Here is a 15,854-nt window from a genome sequence, read left to right as displayed (position 1 = left end):
CGATCGGGTCGCCCTCGGCGAGGTGCGACACGCCCTCGCCGACCGCCTCGACCACGCCCGCGGCCTCGTAGCCGAGGGTGGAGGGGAAGACCGGCCCTTCGCGCGTCAGGTCAGCTGACCTTCTCGATGCCGCACACCTTCCAGTCGCCGCCTTCCTTGGCCAGCTTGTAGACGATGTTGCCCGACGCCGTCTGACCCGGCTTGTTCGGATCGGCGAGCCCCGTGACCGTCTGCGTGAAGGTGCCGGTGTCGCCCGACGTCTTGACCTCCGACACCGTCGCGGACACACCCGGCTGCGCCTTGCCGGTCTGCTGCTTCATCTTGGGGTACTCCGCCGAGCACACCAGGTCCTTGACGTCCTCGGGCTTGCTGGTGCCCGCGCGGACGCCCTTCATGAGCTTCTCGGTGAACTCCTCCGCGACGTCCTTCGCGTCCGAGTCGCCGCTCGACGAGCCCTTTGACGGCGTGGTCGGCTTCGTGCCGTTCGTCGGCGTGTTCGTGTTGGTGTTCGTGTCCGTCGACGCCGAGTAGGTGTTGCTGGGCTTGTCGTCGCCCGACAGCAGCACCGCGGCCGTGACACCGCCACCGACCAGCACCAGCACACCGACGATGACGCCGATGATCAGGCCCGTGTTGCTCTTCTTGGGCGGCGGGCCGCCGAAGCCGCCGGGGCCGTAGCCGGGCTGCTGGCCGTACGGGTCCTGGCCGTAGGGACCCTGCTGGGGCTGGCCGTAGCCCTGCTGCGGGAAACCACCGCTCGGCGGGCCGTACTGGCCCTGCTGCGGCTGCTGGCCGTACCCGGGCTGCTGGCCGTACCCCGGTTGCGGCGGCTGCTGGCCGTAGCCCGGCTGCTGGGGCGGCTGCTGCCCGTAGGGGTTGGGCGGCTGCTGGCCGTACGGGCCGGGCTGCTGCGGCGGGTAGGTCATCGAAAATCCCCCGATGTGGACGTGGTCGTGTCTTCGTGCGGAATGCCGCGGATCATTTGGTCGGGACCTGCAAGTCCGGCAGCTTCAGGTCCTTCGCGAGCGTGCAGAACTTCCAGTCGCCCGATTCCTTCTTGAACTTCACGGTCGTGTCGAACGTCTTGGACTCGGTGCCGACCGTCACGGTGGTGGAGACGGCGACGTCGGCCTTGTCACCGGTCACGGTCGCGCTCTTCACGATCACCTTCGGCGCGGGCATGTTCTTGAGCTGCTCGGCCAGCTTCTTCTGCTCCGGCGTGAGCTTCGCCAGCGCGTCCTCGCTCTCCTTGACCGCTTCGGCGCAGGCCAGCGACTTCGCCTTGCTCTCGTCCTTGGCGGCGCCCGCGGCGTAGTAGGCCTCCGCGACGTTCTTCACCTCGGCCGCCTCGTCACCGCTGCTGCCCGAGTCGGAGGACGAGCTGGAGTTGTTCGAGGAGGAGTTGCCGCTGAGCAGGACCGCGGCCGTCGCGCCGCCACCGACGAGCACCAGCACGCCGATGACGACGCCGATGATCAGGCCGGTGTTGCTCTTCTTGGGCGGCGGCGGGCCACCGAACCCGCCGGGCTGGCCGAACGGCTGCTGGCCGAACGGCTGCTGACCGTAAGGCTGCTGACCGTACGGATCGGGTTGCTGGCCGTACGCGCCGGGCTGCTGGCCGTACTGGCCGGGCTGAGGCTGCTGGCCGTAGCCGGGCTGAGGCTGCTGGCCGTAGCCGGGAGGGGGCTGCTGGCCGTGACCCGGCTGCTGCGGCGGCTGCTGCCCGTACGGACCTCCGGGCTGCGGCTGCTGCCCGTAGGGGCCGGGCTGCTGCGGCGGGTAGGTCATCAAAACTCCCCGATGCGGATGAGGTGATCTTTTCGGTGGACATTGTGGTACTTCGCGGGCGGGCTCGCGGCCGAATGAGACCTAACGACACGCACGAGTGGTTGTGCACACGTTGTGCTGTTGCCAAACCCCCGCGCGAAGGCCGCGTCTGATAACGATTGCGGCAACTCCACCGGGAATCGACCGCGATGCACTGCGCTGTCGGGGTGGTGAGCCGTATGCGAAGGCAGAACCACCCGGTTGGCCGCACGCCCTCCAGTCGCCCTGGAGGCGTGGCGGAGCCGGACCTCCGACGAGAGCGAACGAGGTGGGTTGCGGTGCGTGACCACCGATCGGAGCATCCGATCGTCCACCTGGTGGGACGACGGCGTGTTGGCGCCCGTCGCCGGGTCGCGAGCCGTACCAGACGTGTTCGCGGTCGTCCGAGGGTGGTCGCGGAGCGTGGGGAGCGGGCGCCCGCCCAGCTGCTCCCATGGCCCTCTCCTCGGACTTCTCGCAGGTCGATCGGCGTGTCGATGGACGAAACGCCGACCGGGGTTTCTGGGACGCACCGTAGCTGCTGGGCGCCCGCACCGAACACCGAGATGGAGCAGTTGACCTCTGTTGGAGGCTGGACCGTTGCGTCACACGAGCGAAGATGATGTTGTGAGTACACGATTTTGTCGGTGATCGCCGGTACCGTAATCGGTACGAACACGGGAGGAGGGTGCCGACATGCAGCACGGTCATCCCGGCAGCCAACCCGATGAGGGTGGCGAGCTGAACCAGGGCAACAATTCTGCTGAGCTGACAGCGCAGATCAGGTTCCTCGAGGACGAGATCGCGTCGTTGCGTCGCAAGCTGACCGAGTCACCGCGCCACGTGCGGTTGCTCGAGCAGCGCTTGGCTGAGGCGACAGAGCGCGTCAGCCAGCTGACCGAGCGAAACACGAAGCTCATAGACACCCTCCGCGAAGCACGAAGCCAACTGCTCGCGCTGCGTGAGGAGGTCGACCGGCTGGCTCAACCCCCCAGCGGGTACGGCGTCTTCATGGCGCGCTTCGACGACGGAACGGTCGACGTCTTCACGTCCGGCCGCCGGATGCGGGTCGCCGTGTCCCCGGCGGTCGAGCCGGAGAAGATGGCCTTCGGCCAGTCGGTCCGTCTCAACGAGGCGCTGACGGTGGTCGAGGCCGGCGGGTTCGAGCGGTCGGGCGAGGTAGTCGCGTTGCGGGAGGTGCTCACCGACGAGGGTGAGGACACCATCGCGCGGGCGCTGGTCGTCGGCCACGCGGACGAGGAGAGGGTGGTCTGGCTCGCCCAGCCGCTGCTCGACTCGCCGCTCAAGCCCGGCGACTCGTTGCTGGTCGACTCGAAGGCGGGCTTCGCCTACGAACGGGTCCCCAAGGCCGAGGTCGAGGACCTCGTGCTCGAAGAGGTCCCGGACATCGACTACTCCGACATCGGTGGCCTGTCCCGGCAGATCGAGCAGATCCGCGACGCCGTGGAGCTGCCCTTCCTGCACGCGGACCTCTTCCGCGAGTACGAGCTGCGCCCGCCCAAGGGCGTGCTGCTCTACGGCCCTCCCGGCTGCGGCAAGACGCTCATCGCCAAGGCGGTGGCGAACTCGCTGGCCAAGAAGGTCAGGGAGATCCGCGGCGAGACCGACAAGCAGGCCAAGTCCTACTTCCTGAACATCAAGGGCCCCGAGCTCCTCAACAAGTTCGTCGGTGAGACCGAGCGGCACATCCGCCTGATCTTCCAGCGGGCTCGTGAGAAGGCGTCAGAGGGCACCCCGGTGATCGTGTTCTTCGACGAGATGGACTCGATCTTCCGCACCCGCGGTTCCGGTGTGTCGTCCGACGTCGAGACGACGATCGTGCCCCAGCTCCTCAGCGAGATCGACGGCGTCGAGGGCCTGGAGAACGTCATCGTCATCGGCGCCTCCAACCGCGAGGACATGATCGACCCGGCGATCCTCCGCCCCGGCCGACTCGACGTGAAGATCAAGATCGAGCGACCGGACGCCGAGGGCGCGAAGGACATCTTCAACAAGTACCTGACGCCCAACCTCCCGCTGCACGCCGACGACCTCGCCGAGTTCGGTGGCGACCCGAAGGCCTGCATCGAGGGCATGGTGCAGCACACCGTGGAGCGCATGTACGAGGAGTCCGAGGACAATCGCTTCCTGGAGGTCACCTACGCCAACGGTGACAAGGAGGTCCTGTACTTCCGGGACTTCAACTCCGGCGCGATGATCCAGAACATCGTCGACAGGGCCAAGAAGGCGGCGATCAAGTCGCTGCTCGACACCAAGCAGCCCGGACTCTCGGTCCGGCACCTGCAGGCGGCCATCCTCGACGAGTTCGCCGAGAACGAGGACCTGCCGAACACGACGAACCCCGACGACTGGGCACGCATCTCGGGCAAGAAGGGCGAGCGGATCGTCTACATCCGCACGCTCGTCACCGGGAAGAACCAGGAGGCGGGCCGCGCGATCGACACGGCCACGAACACCGGCACGTACCTGTAAGTCAGCTGCACCGAACCGCCCCGGTCGCCTCGCGGCCGGGGCGGTTCCGCGTTCGTGCCCTGAACACCCTCCGCCGCGGGTGGTCGTCGGCCTATGATCCCGTTCGGGGGGAATCATGAGACGCATCTGGTACGTGGTGGGAGCACTGGGCGTCGTCACCGCGCTGGCCTACGCCCGCGACACGGCGCCCCCGACCGCCATCGCCGGTACACCGACCCCTCTGTCCGCCGCGTCGATGCACGTCATCGCGGACGAGAAGTGCGGGTGGCCGGCCGGATACCAGGCCCGCACCGTGCAGATGCTCCGGGGAGAGGTCGTGGAGGTGGGCGTGGCCGCGACCGATGTCGTCATCTGCAGCGTCCGCAGTTCGGGACACTCCTTGGTACGGGGTGAGGAGGATGCGTCCGGCGCAGCGTACGTCGCCAGCGGCACGGCCCTGGTCTGGGACGACGAGGTCCTCAAGATCGGGCGGATCGCCCCCGAGGTCGCCGTGCTCGAGCTCGTGCTGCCCAGCGGGCGGGCCGTCAAAGCCGAGCTGTACGGCGAGGTTTTCCTGTGCCGTGTGCCGGAGCGGATCACCACGCTGCGGTTCCGGGCGTACGACGCCGGTGGCCGTCTCCTGCGCGATGCCCTGATCTAGCGAATCAGGCCGGACTCGTAGGCAGCGATGACGAGCTGGGCGCGGTCGCGGGCGTGCAGCTTCGCCAGCAGGTTCCCGATGTGCGTCTTCACCGTGCCCGTGCTGACGTGCAGCTGAGCCATGATCTCCGCGTTGGACAGCCCACGCGCGATCAACGTCAGCACCTCCTTCTCCCGCTCGGTCAGCACTTCCAGCCCCTTGAGCACCGGAGCCGGCGGCTGCCGCACGAACTCGGAGATCAACCGCCGCGTGACGGACGGAGACAACAGGGACTCACCAGCGGCCACCACGCGGATCGCGGCCAGCAGCTCGGCCGGGGGAGTGTCCTTGAGCAGGAAACCTGATGCCCCGGCGCGCAACGCACCGAACACGTACTCGTCCAGGTCGAACGTCGTCAGCACCAGCACGCGAGGGCCGTCCAGCAGCCGGGTGGCCTCGATGCCGTCCATCTCCGGCATGCGGATGTCCATCAGCACGACGTCCGGTGCCGAAGAAGAAGCCAGGGCAACAGCTTCAGCACCGGTGCCGGCTTCGCCCACCACGGTCAGGCCGGGTTCGTTGTCGACGAGCAACCGGAAGCTCGCGCGCAGCAGGGCCTGGTCGTCGGCGATCAGCACTCGCGTCATCGGACCGGCAGCTCCGCCACGACCCGGAAGCCGCCGTCAGGACCGGGCCCCGCGCTGAACGTGCCGCCGTACACCGCGACCCGTTCGCGCATCCCGATCAACCCGTGTCCCTCGCCCAGCTCCCGCACCCCCGGCCCGTCATCGGTCACCTCGACGCGCACCGACTCAGGCGTCACGGAGACGACCGCGGTGCACGACGCGGGCGCCGCGTGCTTCACGACGTTGGTCAAAGCCTCCTGCACGATCCGGTACACCGACAGCCCGACCCCCTCCGGCACCGCGGCGTCTCCGCGCACGTCCAACGAGACCCGCACACCCGCCAGCGACGCGCGATCGGCGAGCGAGGCCAGTCCGTCGAGGCCGGGGGAGGGCGCCAGATCCGCGTCGGAACGAAGAACTCCGAGCAGCCCCCGCATCTCGGTCAGGGCGGCACGGCTCGTCGACGAGATGACGTCCAGAGCTTCGTAGGCGTGCTCGGGTGAGCGCACGTGTGCGGCGTTGGCGGCCTGCACGGCGATCAGGGAGAGGTTGTGCGCCACCACGTCGTGCAGTTCGCGGGCGATGCGCAGCCGTTCGTCGGCCAGCGCCTGCCCGGCCCGCTGGGACGTCTCCCGCTCCAGGAACGACCGCCGCATTCTCGTCGTGTAGCCGATCACCCAGACCGCGCCCATCGCGGCGATCACGACCAGCACGTTCTCCGGTTCGCCGCCGGACACGCCGGAGATCGCGACCACCGCGACCACCAGTCCGGCGAGCGACCACACGCGGGAGCGTTCGACTGCCACGGTGTAGAGCGCGAAGCACACCGCCGCCGTCGGGGCGCCGAGCGCCTGGGTCGGCAGCACCTGGCCGATCACCACCGCTGCCGTGGCGGCCGTGGTGACCGCCAGCACGGGTACCGGCCAGATCCGGCGGACCGCGACGGGCAGCGCGACGGCGGCGGCGCAGGGCAGGACCAGCCACCACGGCTGATCCCGTTGTTCCAGCATCGCGTACGCCACGAGCACGCCGATCACCACCGCGGCGGTGATGTCGACCAGGTAGAGGTGCAGTCGTGCGATCACGGGGTCGACGCTAGCGATCAGCCGGTCGCGACGCCTCGGACCACGGTCCGATTCCGGAGTTCGGCCTGAGGTCCGATCCGCTGAAGGCCGGAGCACCCGACGCTGATCGCCATGATCGAGGTGCGGAACCTGACGAAGAGATACGGCGACACGACGGCGGTGGACGACCTGTCGTTCACCGTCCACCCCGGACTGGTGACGGGCTTCCTCGGCCCGAACGGCGCCGGCAAGTCCACGACCATGCGCATGATCCTCGGCCTCGACCGGCCAACCCGTGGCCAAGCGCTGGTCGGCGGCAGGCGGTACGCAGATCTGGACGAGCCGCTGAAGCACGTCGGCGTGCTGCTCGACCCGGCCGCGGTCCACCACGGCCGCAGGGCGCTGGATCACCTGCGCTGGCTCGCGGCGAGCAACGGGATCGACCAGAGGCGCGCCGTCGAACTGCTGGAGCAGGTCGGTCTGGGCGGCGTGCGGCACAAGCGGATCAGGACGTTGTCGCTCGGCATGAAGCAACGCCTCGGCGTCGCGGCGGCACTCCTCGGTGATCCGCGGGTCCTGATGTTCGACGAACCGGTCAACGGCCTCGATCCCGAGGGCGTGCGCTGGATCCGCGACCTGATGAAGAGCCTGGCGAGGGAAGGCCGGACGGTCTTCGTCTCCAGCCACCTGATGAGCGAGATGGCCCTCACCGCCGACCACGTCGTGATCGTCGCAAGAGGACGGCTCGTCAAGGAGACGTCCATCGAGTCGTTGACGCAGAACGGTTCCCTGGAGGACGCCTACCTCGACCTCACGAGCGGGAGGGGACTGTGAAGAACGCACTGCACGCCGAGTGGCTGAAGCTGAAGACGGTCAGAGCGCCCTACGGCCTGATCGCCGCCATCGGCCTGACCATCGCGTTCGCCGCGCTGATCTCGTGGCTGATGGTCCAGGACTACGACACGACCGCGGCCGCGGAACAGGCCAGGTTCGCCTCGGCGGACGGCAGCGTGGTCGTCGTGCCGGTGGCCCAGTTCCTGGTGGCCGCACTCGGCGCACTGGTCGCCACGTCCGACCCGGCCCTCACCGCGCTGACCGCCGTCCCGAACCGGAAACGCTTGCTGGCGGCCAAAAGCGCGCTCGTCGCCACCACTGCCGTGGTGATCGGCGCCGTGGCCCTGGCGCTGAGCATCGGCGCGAGCGGGCTGATCATGGGGGACCGGCCGCCGCCCGTCGCCCCCTGGGACGGCATCGGAGACGTCCTCCCGTGGGCCGGGGCGTCGGTCCTGTCGATCTTGGTAACAGGTCTGATCGGCCTCGGTCTCGGCCTCGCGTTCAGGTCGACCGCCATCACCATCGTCATCGTCGGCGTCCTGCTGTGGGGCCTGCCCGCGATCACCCCGATGTTGCCGGCCCCCTGGAACGTGGACGCCAGCGCCGCGCTCGTTCCGTACCTGGTCCACGAGGTGGCGGGCACCGTGAACGACGCGCCGCTGGCGCCGTTGGCCGCCGTCGGATGTTTGATCGTTTACGTACTGGTGACTCTGGGTGCCGGAACGGTAACTCTTCTGCGACGAGACTCTTGACTCTCTCTTGGGGCGTCCCTAAGGTCATCTATACCTTTAACGGTAAGGAAACTTACCTAACTAATCCGCCGCCGTCAGTTCCGAGAGGAGACGCTGAATGGCTTGGCAGAAGTCTGTGGTGGCGCTCGCCGCGGCGGTCGTGCTCCCGCTGACCGGTGTGATGGCGGGCAGTCCGGTCGCCGCCGCACCCGCGGGTGACGTCTCCGCGAACGCGCTGCCGCCGGGTTCGCCCGCGGCGGTCAACGGCCAGCTGAAGGTCTGCGGTGTGAAGCTGTGCAACCAGGCGGGCCAGCAGGTCCAGCTGCGCGGCATGAGCACCCACGGCATCCAGTGGTACGCCCAGTGCGTCAAGACCGCGTCCCTGGACGCGCTCGCGAAGGACTGGAAGGCCGACGTTCTCCGGATCTCGATGTACATCCAGGAAGGTGGCTACGAGACCAATCCTCGGAAGTTCACCGACCTGGTGCACAGCTACATCGAGGAAGCCACCAAGCGCGGCCTGTACGCGCTGGTCGACTGGCACCAGCTCTCGCCGGGCGACCCGAACGCCAACACCTCGCGCGCCAAGACGTTCTTCAAGGAGATCGCGCAGCGGCACAAGGACAAGACGAACATCATCTACGACATCGCGAACGAGCCGAACGGCGTGTCGTGGTCGAAGGTGAAGTCCTACGCGGAGGCCGTCATCCCGACGATCCGCGCCGAGGACCCGGACAGCCTCGTGCTCGTGGGCACGCACGGCTGGTCGACGTTCGGCCTGTCCGACGGCAAGAACATCAACGAGGTCAGCCAGAACAAGGTCAACGCCTCGAACCTGATGTACACGTTCCACTTCTACGCCAAGGACCACAGGGACAGCTACCTCAACGCCCTGAAGACGGTCTCGAGCCAGGTGCCGGTGTTCGTCACCGAGTTCGGTTCGCAGGAGGCGTCCGGTGACGGTCCCAACGACTTCACCATGGCGAACAAGTTCATCACGTTCATGAACTCCGCCAAGATCTCCTGGACGAACTGGAACTTCTCCGACGACGAGCGCTCCGGCGCGGTGTTCAAGGAAGGCACGTGCTCCGGCAGCAGCTTCACGGGTGAGGGCCCGCTGAAGGAAGCCGGCAAGTGGGTGCGCAACCACATCAGGGCCAATCGCTAGTACCGACCCCGGCGGGTCACGAGAACGGCGGTCCTGCTTCAGGGCCGCCGTTCTCCGTTGCGCCGCTTGCCTTTTAGGACAGTTCTGGCGCGATTCGTTGACCGCTTCTCGAAGAGGTCCATACGTTTCCCCCAACGCCGCCGCACAGTTCGAGAGGGGAAGCTGTATGGCTTGGCTGAGGTCTGTGGTGGCATCCGCCGCGGTGGTCGTCGTGCTCCCGCTGGCATCGGTGACGACCGCCGGCGCCGCGATGCCGGCGGGTTCACCCGCGGCGGTCAACGGTCAGCTGAAGGTCTGCGGAGTCCAGCTGTGCAACAAGGACGGCAAGGCCATCCAGTTGCGCGGCATGAGCACGCACGGCATCCAGTGGTACCAGCAGTGCGCGAAGTCCCAGTGGTGGGACGCGCTGCAGAACGACTGGAAGGCCGACGTCGTCCGGGTCGCGATGTACGTGGCGGCGAAGGAAGACGGCTACGAGACGAACCCGCGCAAGTTCACGGACCTGATGCACGGCTACATCGAGGAGGCCACGCGCCGCGGCCTCTACGTGCTGGTCGACTGGCACCAGCTCGACCCGGGCGACCCGAACGTCTACACCGCCAAGGCGAAGGCGTTCTTCAAGGAGATCGCGCAGCGACACAAGGACAAGACGAACATCATCTACGACATCGCGAACGAGCCGAACCACGTGTCGTGGCCGAAGATCAAGTCCTACGCCGAGCAGCTGATCCCGGTGATCCGCGCGGAGGACCCGGACAGCCTGATCATCTCCGGCACGAACGGCTGGTCGACGTTCGGGCACTCCGACGAGCAGGACCCGTCGGTGGTGCTCAACAACAAGGTCAACGCCACGAACTTCATGTACTCCTTCCACTTCTACGCCAAGGAGCACCGCGACGACTACGTCTCGGTGCTGGACAGGGTCTCCAGCAAGGTCCCGGTCTTCGTGACGGAGTTCGGCACGCAGGAGGCCACCGGTGACGGGCCGAACGACTTCGCCATGGCGCAGAAGTACGTCGACCTGATGAAGCGCAAGAAGATCTCCTGGACGAACTGGAACTTCTCCGACGACGAGCGGTCCGGCGCGGTGTTCAAGGAGGGCACCTGCTCGGGCACGTCGTTCAGCGGCACGGGCAACCTCAAGCCGGCCGGTGTCTGGGTGCGCGACATCGTGCGGTCCGCCGACCAGTGGTGATCTAACGTTGCCCGCATGGCTCAACTCGCGCTCGGTCTCGCCTCGCTCGGTCGTCCCGCCTACATCAACCTGGGCCGGGAGGGCGCGCTGCCCGCCGTGCGCGACGTCGAGTCCATGCGCGCGCAGTGCCACCTGGTGCTCGACACGGCCTACGGGTTGGGCATCAGGTGGGTGGACGCGGCCCGGTCGTACGGGCTGTCGGAGGACTTCCTGTCGTCGTGGCTGCCCGGTCACGACGACGTGACAGTGTCCAGCAAGTGGGGTTACGCCTACACCGCGGACTGGCGGCCCGACGCCGAGGTGCACGAGGTCAAGGAGCACTCCCTGGACCGGTTCACGCAGCAGTGGCAGGAGACTTCGGCGCTCCTGCCGGGCGTGGCGCTCTACCAGGTGCACTCGCTGACGGCCGACAGTCCGCTGTTCGCCGACCGCGCCCTGCGGGACGCGATGGTCTCGATCGGGGTGCCGCTGGGCTTCTCGACGTCCGGTCCACGTCAGGCCGACGCGATCCGCAAGGCGTTGGATCTCGGCATCTTCCAGTCGGTCCAGTCCACCTGGAACGTTCTCGAGACGTCGGCGGGTGAGGCGTTGGCCGAAGCTCACGACGCCGGACTGCGGGTGATCATCAAGGAGGGCGTGGCGAACGGGCGGCTCGTCGTCGAGCCTCCGCAAGCGGTTGCGGCACAGGCGAAAGCGCTTGGCGTCGGTCCGGACGCGGTCGCGCTGGCCTTCGTCACGCGGCAGCCGTGGGTGGACGTCGTGCTGTCCGGCGCGGCGAGCCCGGACCAGCTGAAGTCCAATGTGGACGCCATGCGGATCGACGTCGATCTGCCTGACCTGGCCGAACCTGCTGACGAGTACTGGAAGACGCGCGCCGGGCTCAGCTGGACCTGATTGTCCGGCTTCTGACAGATGTCACGGCCAGGACGTGCGGATCATCGCTACCCGCGAAAACACCGGACGAGCAGGCTTTCGGGCATGACGAACCTGACTGTGACCGACCCCGATGCCCGCGAGAAGCTGGACATCGCCAAGAAACTGCTCGGCGGCTATGCGGCCGTGAGCGTGCTGACGCTGCTGGCGATCGTGGTGTTCAGCGGCGACCCCGACGTCGTCACCGACGCGGTGTGGATCCGCGGCTCGATCCTCGCGGTCGCGTCGCTGGTCACGTTCGCGCTCGGGGTCTCCATGGCGGGCGGCTCGCGGAGCAACTACCGCCGGGTGAAGATCATCGCGTTGGCCCAGGTGGTGGCGGTGGTCGTGATCGAGTCGATCCCGGGCTCCTTCCCGATCTGGTTCAAGATCGCGAACGGGGTGTGCGGCGCGCTGCTGGTCATCGTCGTCCTGCTGACGTTCGCCCGCAGCGTGCGCGCGACCTTCGCGGCCTCGTAGGGTCTTCGACGTGGATCAACGGCGCCGGTTGCTGCTCTCGCTGGGCATGCTCTGCTACCCGTTCCTGGCGGCCGCGGGCGTCAACCAGTACGCGCACGGCCCTGGACTCGTGGCGGGCTACCTGCTGCTCGTGGCGGTCTCCGCCTGCTACCTGGGCGTGGTGCTGGCGTCGATCCGATCGGCCTGGCGGACCTACTGGTCGCTGGTGGCGCTGATGACGGTGCTGGCCGTGCTGCTCGCACCGCTGGCCCACGAGATGGTGTTCATCCTGGCCGCGATGATCGTGCCGTCGGCGGCTGCGCGGGCCGGTACGTGGACAGCGTCGGCTCTCGTGGTGCTGGGCGCTGCGGCGTGCGTGCTCGTGCCGATGGCGGCCGGCTGGAACACCGAGGCGAGCTGGTACTTCGCCGTGGCCGTGGTTTTCACCGCGTTGCTCGTGCACGCGTTCAGCCGCACCGCCACGGCCAACCAGCAGTTGCGCGAGGCCCAGGCGGAGGTGGCCAGGCTGGCCTCCGAGGCCGAGCGCAACCGGATCGCCCGCGACCTGCACGACCTGCTGGGCCACTCGCTCACCGCGATCACCGTGAAGAGCGCGCTGGCCAGAAGGCTGGAACCGGTCGCGGCCCGAGCCGAGATGGAGTCGGTGGAGCAGCTGGCCCGGCAGGCGCTGGCCGATGTGCGGGCCGCGGTGTCGGGTTACCAGGACGTCACGCTCGCCGGTGAGCTAGCCAGGAGCCGGGAACTGCTGCGTGCGGCCGGGATCGCGGCCGACCTGCCCACCGCCGTCGACTCGGTGCCGGTGGAGCGTCAGGAACTGTTCGGCTGGGTCGTCCGCGAAGGGGTGACGAACGTGGTGCGGCACGCCAGGGCCGGCCGGTGCACCGTGGAGCTCACCGCGTCCACAGTGGAGGTTCGGGATGACGGCGTCGGCGGCCCGGCCGGCGCCGGGTCCGGTTTGGACGGTCTGCGTGCCAGGGTTGCGCAGGCCGGCGGAGTGCTGACGGCCGGCCCCGCGGAACCTCGCGGCTGGTGCTTGAGGGTGGCGGTATGACGATCCGGTTGCTGCTCGCCGACGACCAGGAGCTGATCCGGCACGCGCTCGGCGTCCTGCTCGGCCTCGAACCGGACTTCGAGGTGGTCGCCTCGGTGGGCCGCGGCGACGAGGTCACGTCGGCGGCGCTGGAGCACCGCCCGGACGTCGCGTTGCTGGACATCGACATGCCCGGCCTGGACGGGCTCGCGGCGGCCGCGGTGCTGGGCGCACAGGTGCCCGGCTGCCGCGTCGTCATCCTGACCACGTTCGGCCGCACCGGTTACCTGCGCCGGGCCATGGAGGCGGGTGCCGTCGGGTTCGTCGTGAAGGACGCGCCGGCCGACGCGCTCGCCGACGCGATCCGCCGGGTGATGGCGGGCGAGCGCGTGGTGGACCCGGCACTGGCCGCGGCCACGCTGGCGGCGGGCGAGTCACCGCTCACCGCCCGCGAACGCGACGTGCTCATCGCGGCCCGCTCCAGCGCCACCGTTGCCGAGATCGCGGCCCGGCTGTACCTCGCGGAAGGCACCGTGCGGAACTACCTGTCCGGGGCCACCACGAAGACCGGCACCCGCAACCGGATGGAGGCGCTGCGGGTGGCCGACGAACGCGGCTGGCTCTAGGAACCGGTGCGGCGCAGCTGTCATGGCCCGCGGCGCGTCTGCCTCAGTCGGAACCTGTGCGGCGCAACCACTCCTGGCTGATCTCACGCCCGTCCGGGACGAGCGCCCAGTCCGGGTCGTCGATCTTGGCGCGCAGCTCGTCCAGGGCCATCCACCCGCCCCACGCGACCTCCTCGGGCTGGTGGGTGAACGGGCCGTCGGTGCGCGTCTCGTAGATCCACGCGTGGTAGCGGGTGAACTCACTCACGTAGGTGGTCTGGAAGAGGAACGTGAGCGGCGACTCGACGCCGAGTTCCTCGCGGAGTTCGCGCGCAGCCGCCACGTCCGGGGTCTCGCCCGCATCGATCACACCGCCCGCGGTGCAGTCGTAGAGGCCGGGGAAGACGTCCTTGGTGTCGGTGCGGCGGTGCACGTAGACACGCCGGCCGTCCAGGGACAGCACGACGATGGTGGCGCAGCCGTGCCAGAGGTTCTCCGCCCGCATGCGTGCGCGGGTCACCTCGCCGATCACGTTCGCGTCCTCGTCGTAGAGGTTGATCATCCCCGTGTCCTCCTGTGGTCGTACGCGAGCTTGCTACTTCAGTCCGACGCCCGCTGATCGTCTCCTTTCCTACCTTCGGGACCGTCAGACGTCACCGAGGAGGATTCGTGTCCACTTCCCTGCGGCTCGGCGTCGCCGAGTTCCGCGCCCGGCCGGGTCGCGCGCTGCTGCCCGGCGTCGCGCTCGTCGTCGGCGTGGCCTGCCTGCTGGCCGCCCTCGTGCTGAGCGACGCGCTCACCAGGTCGGTCGACGAGGGCGCGCCCCTCACCCCGTCCTCTGTGGAGCACGTGGTGGACGTGAAACCCCAGCCCTACGACAGCAACACCACCGAGGCGAACCGCCCGAAGCTCGACGCCGCGTTGCTGGCCAAGCTCTCCGCGGTCGGCCGCGCGGTGCCGGTGCAGGTCGGTGCGGCGGACCTGCTGGACGACAACGGCCGTGCGGGGGAGCACCGGGCCGAGATGCAGGTCCAGCAGCCTGACCTGGTGCGCTGGCCGCTGGCCGAGGGCAAGCAGCCCGGCGCGGACGGTGAGATCGCGATCGACAAGCTCACCGCGTACGAGCGGAACATCAAGCCCGGCGACAAGATCAAGCTCGCCGCGGCGGACGGGCGGCCGTTCGACGTCACAGTCACCGGGATCATGAAGAAGGGCGGCATCGACTCACGCCCGATCATGGTCGCGGGGCCCGCTCTGGCGAGCAAGCTCGACCCGGAGCCGTTCACCAAGGAGATCTGGGTCATCGGGGGTGCCCGGGACGCGGTCGCGAGCGCGGCGGGGGCCTCGTACGTCGTGTGGGACCCGGCTCCGGACGCCGACAAGATCGGCAGCGACCTGACCTACATCCTGCTGCCGTTCAGCATCCTCGCGCTGGCCACGGCCGTGTTCGTCGCGTCGGCGACGTTCCGGGCGGTCTACGCGCAACGTCAGCGGCAGACGGCGTTGCTGCGGTGCATCGGTGCCCAGCGCGGGCCGTTGGTGCGCAGGAGCCTGTTCGAGGCGCTGATCACGGGTGCGCTGGCGGGCATGGGCGGTGCGCTGCTCGGCGGCCCGATGGCGTGGCTGTTGGCCAGGACGTTCGACGTCACCGGCATCTCGGCGTTGTTCGGCGCGGTGGAGCTCAGCCCGGACCTGTTGCCGTCGCTCGGGTACGTGATCCTCGGAGTTGTTGTTGCCGCGCTGTTGAGCGTGATGGCCGCCGTCCGGCCCGCGATCAACGCCGCGCGCGTGTCACCGTTGGCTGCTCTGCGTGATGCTGAGAACGAGGTTCCGCCACGTTCCGTGCGTCGTCTTCGGCTCGTGTTCGGAGCGTTGTTCACGGGTGGTGCGGCGTTCCTCGCGTTGGTGGCCATCGCCGCCAAGGGCACTGTGGGTGCGCCTCTGGCCGTCACGTTCTCCGCGATCGCCGCGGTCACGGGTCTCTTCTGGATTCTCGGCCCGGTCACCGTCCCGTTCATCGCGCGGCTGTTCGGCAAGATCGGCGGCACGCAGTGGAAGCTCGCCGGTGCCGAGGTGCGCCGGATGCCGCAGCGGTCGGCGTCGGTGGCGCTGCCGTTGCTGCTGGCCAGCTCGATGGTGACGTTCTTCCTGGTCGTGCTGGGTGGCGCGCAGGACATGGCGTCCTCGTTCGCGAACGAGGAACGCCCGGCCCCCACCCCGCGCGCCGCGGGCAGCCGCCCCGGGCCCGACCGCGGAAGAGCACAAGCCACCCCAACAAAAACTAGAACCGG

Annotated in this window: 16 protein-coding genes and 1 pseudogene; 11 read left to right on the top strand and 6 right to left on the bottom strand. The window is 68.6% G+C overall.

Annotation, left to right across the window (positions count from 1 at the left end; translation table 11 throughout):
- The 3 genes from ABZX92_RS40600 to ABZX92_RS40590 form a co-directional block, all read right to left on the bottom strand.
- The coding region (locus tag ABZX92_RS40600; protein ID WP_355570803.1) for an alcohol dehydrogenase catalytic domain-containing protein at positions 1-109 on the bottom strand (109 nt) is incomplete at its 3' end.
- Position 110: 1 nt separating this feature from the next.
- Positions 111-926 (bottom strand): hypothetical protein, encoded by an 816-nt coding sequence (locus ABZX92_RS40595; RefSeq protein WP_355570802.1) that lies wholly within the window; start codon positions 924-926, stop codon positions 111-113.
- Between the two features lie 52 nt (positions 927-978).
- Positions 979-1,788, bottom strand: a complete 810-nt coding sequence (locus ABZX92_RS40590; RefSeq protein ID WP_355570801.1) for a hypothetical protein — start codon at positions 1,786-1,788, stop codon at positions 979-981.
- Positions 1,789-2,502: 714 nt separating this feature from the next.
- Between ABZX92_RS40590 and arc the strand changes: the two genes are divergently transcribed.
- Together arc and ABZX92_RS40580 are read left to right on the top strand one after the other, a co-directional pair.
- The gene (gene arc / locus ABZX92_RS40585) at positions 2,503-4,299 is read left to right on the top strand and encodes a proteasome ATPase (protein ID WP_355570800.1); all 1,797 of its coding nucleotides are present in this window, start codon (positions 2,503-2,505) and stop codon (positions 4,297-4,299) included.
- Positions 4,300-4,414: 115 nt separating this feature from the next.
- The gene (locus ABZX92_RS40580; RefSeq protein ID WP_355570799.1) at positions 4,415-4,939 is read left to right on the top strand and encodes a hypothetical protein; all 525 of its coding nucleotides are present in this window, start codon (positions 4,415-4,417) and stop codon (positions 4,937-4,939) included.
- Here the strand turns inward: ABZX92_RS40580 and ABZX92_RS40575 are convergent.
- Positions 4,936-5,565, bottom strand: coding sequence for a response regulator transcription factor (locus ABZX92_RS40575; RefSeq protein WP_355570798.1), 630 nt, complete (start codon positions 5,563-5,565; stop codon positions 4,936-4,938). The two genes, ABZX92_RS40580 and ABZX92_RS40575, sit on opposite strands and share 4 nt — an antisense overlap.
- On the bottom strand, positions 5,562-6,629 hold the full coding sequence (locus tag ABZX92_RS40570) for a sensor histidine kinase (RefSeq protein ID WP_355570797.1): 1,068 nt from the start codon (positions 6,627-6,629) through the stop codon (positions 5,562-5,564). Before ABZX92_RS40570 ends, ABZX92_RS40575 begins: the two co-directional genes overlap by 4 nt.
- A gap of 111 nt (positions 6,630-6,740) precedes the next feature.
- Here ABZX92_RS40570 and ABZX92_RS40565 point away from each other — a divergent pair.
- The 8 genes and pseudogenes from ABZX92_RS40565 to ABZX92_RS40530 form a co-directional block, all read left to right on the top strand.
- Positions 6,741-7,373: pseudogene (locus ABZX92_RS40565) on the top strand (ATP-binding cassette domain-containing protein); the annotation flags it as partial.
- 65 nt (positions 7,374-7,438) lie between these two features.
- Entirely contained in the window at positions 7,439-8,194 is a 756-nt protein-coding gene (locus ABZX92_RS40560; protein ID WP_355570796.1) for an ABC transporter permease, read from the top strand.
- Between the two features lie 97 nt (positions 8,195-8,291).
- Positions 8,292-9,341 (top strand): glycoside hydrolase family 5 protein, encoded by a 1,050-nt coding sequence (locus tag ABZX92_RS40555; protein WP_355570795.1) that lies wholly within the window; start codon positions 8,292-8,294, stop codon positions 9,339-9,341.
- A 166-nt stretch (positions 9,342-9,507) separates the two neighbouring features.
- Positions 9,508-10,536 (top strand): glycoside hydrolase family 5 protein, encoded by a 1,029-nt coding sequence (locus ABZX92_RS40550; RefSeq protein ID WP_355570794.1) that lies wholly within the window; start codon positions 9,508-9,510, stop codon positions 10,534-10,536.
- A 15-nt stretch (positions 10,537-10,551) separates the two neighbouring features.
- Entirely contained in the window at positions 10,552-11,430 is an 879-nt protein-coding gene (locus ABZX92_RS40545; protein WP_355570793.1) for an aldo/keto reductase, read from the top strand.
- An 84-nt stretch (positions 11,431-11,514) separates the two neighbouring features.
- On the top strand, positions 11,515-11,928 hold the full coding sequence (locus tag ABZX92_RS40540) for a hypothetical protein (RefSeq protein ID WP_355570792.1): 414 nt from the start codon (positions 11,515-11,517) through the stop codon (positions 11,926-11,928).
- Positions 11,929-11,938: 10 nt separating this feature from the next.
- Positions 11,939-12,979, top strand: coding sequence for a sensor histidine kinase (locus ABZX92_RS40535; protein WP_355570791.1), 1,041 nt, complete (start codon positions 11,939-11,941; stop codon positions 12,977-12,979).
- Positions 12,976-13,584, top strand: a complete 609-nt coding sequence (locus ABZX92_RS40530; protein WP_355570790.1) for a response regulator transcription factor — start codon at positions 12,976-12,978, stop codon at positions 13,582-13,584. Before ABZX92_RS40535 ends, ABZX92_RS40530 begins: the two co-directional genes overlap by 4 nt.
- Before the next feature lie 43 nt (positions 13,585-13,627).
- On the opposite strand, the gene ABZX92_RS40525 is transcribed toward ABZX92_RS40530, so the two are convergent.
- The gene (locus ABZX92_RS40525; protein WP_355570789.1) at positions 13,628-14,125 is read right to left on the bottom strand and encodes an NUDIX domain-containing protein; all 498 of its coding nucleotides are present in this window, start codon (positions 14,123-14,125) and stop codon (positions 13,628-13,630) included.
- A gap of 107 nt (positions 14,126-14,232) precedes the next feature.
- On the opposite strand from ABZX92_RS40525, the gene ABZX92_RS40520 reads away from it, so the two are divergent.
- The coding region (locus ABZX92_RS40520) for an ABC transporter permease (protein WP_355570788.1) at positions 14,233-15,854 on the top strand (1,622 nt) is incomplete at its 3' end.

Source organism: Lentzea sp. NPDC006480 (assembly GCF_040611995.1).
Taxonomy (GTDB): Bacteria; Actinomycetota; Actinomycetes; order Mycobacteriales; family Pseudonocardiaceae; genus Lentzea.
This window is presented reverse-complemented; position numbering and strand designations above follow the sequence as displayed.

Excerpts from the sequence above, each read along its gene's own strand:
- ABZX92_RS40540 (WP_355570792.1), top strand. The coding sequence starts at position 11,515 with ATGACGAACCTGACTGTGACCGACCCCGATGCCCGCGAGAAGCTGGAC.
- ABZX92_RS40530 (WP_355570790.1), top strand. The coding sequence starts at position 12,976 with ATGACGATCCGGTTGCTGCTCGCCGACGACCAGGAGCTGATCCGGCAC.
- ABZX92_RS40555 (WP_355570795.1), top strand. The coding sequence starts at position 8,292 with ATGGCTTGGCAGAAGTCTGTGGTGGCGCTCGCCGCGGCGGTCGTGCTC.
- ABZX92_RS40575 (WP_355570798.1), bottom strand. The coding sequence starts at position 5,565 with ATGACGCGAGTGCTGATCGCCGACGACCAGGCCCTGCTGCGCGCGAGC.
- ABZX92_RS40545 (WP_355570793.1), top strand. The coding sequence starts at position 10,552 with ATGGCTCAACTCGCGCTCGGTCTCGCCTCGCTCGGTCGTCCCGCCTAC.
- ABZX92_RS40590 (WP_355570801.1), bottom strand. The coding sequence starts at position 1,788 with ATGACCTACCCGCCGCAGCAGCCCGGCCCCTACGGGCAGCAGCCGCAG.
- ABZX92_RS40595 (WP_355570802.1), bottom strand. The coding sequence starts at position 926 with ATGACCTACCCGCCGCAGCAGCCCGGCCCGTACGGCCAGCAGCCGCCC.
- ABZX92_RS40525 (WP_355570789.1), bottom strand. The coding sequence starts at position 14,125 with ATGATCAACCTCTACGACGAGGACGCGAACGTGATCGGCGAGGTGACC.
- arc (WP_355570800.1), top strand. The coding sequence starts at position 2,503 with ATGCAGCACGGTCATCCCGGCAGCCAACCCGATGAGGGTGGCGAGCTG.
- ABZX92_RS40580 (WP_355570799.1), top strand. The coding sequence starts at position 4,415 with ATGAGACGCATCTGGTACGTGGTGGGAGCACTGGGCGTCGTCACCGCG.
- ABZX92_RS40550 (WP_355570794.1), top strand. The coding sequence starts at position 9,508 with ATGGCTTGGCTGAGGTCTGTGGTGGCATCCGCCGCGGTGGTCGTCGTG.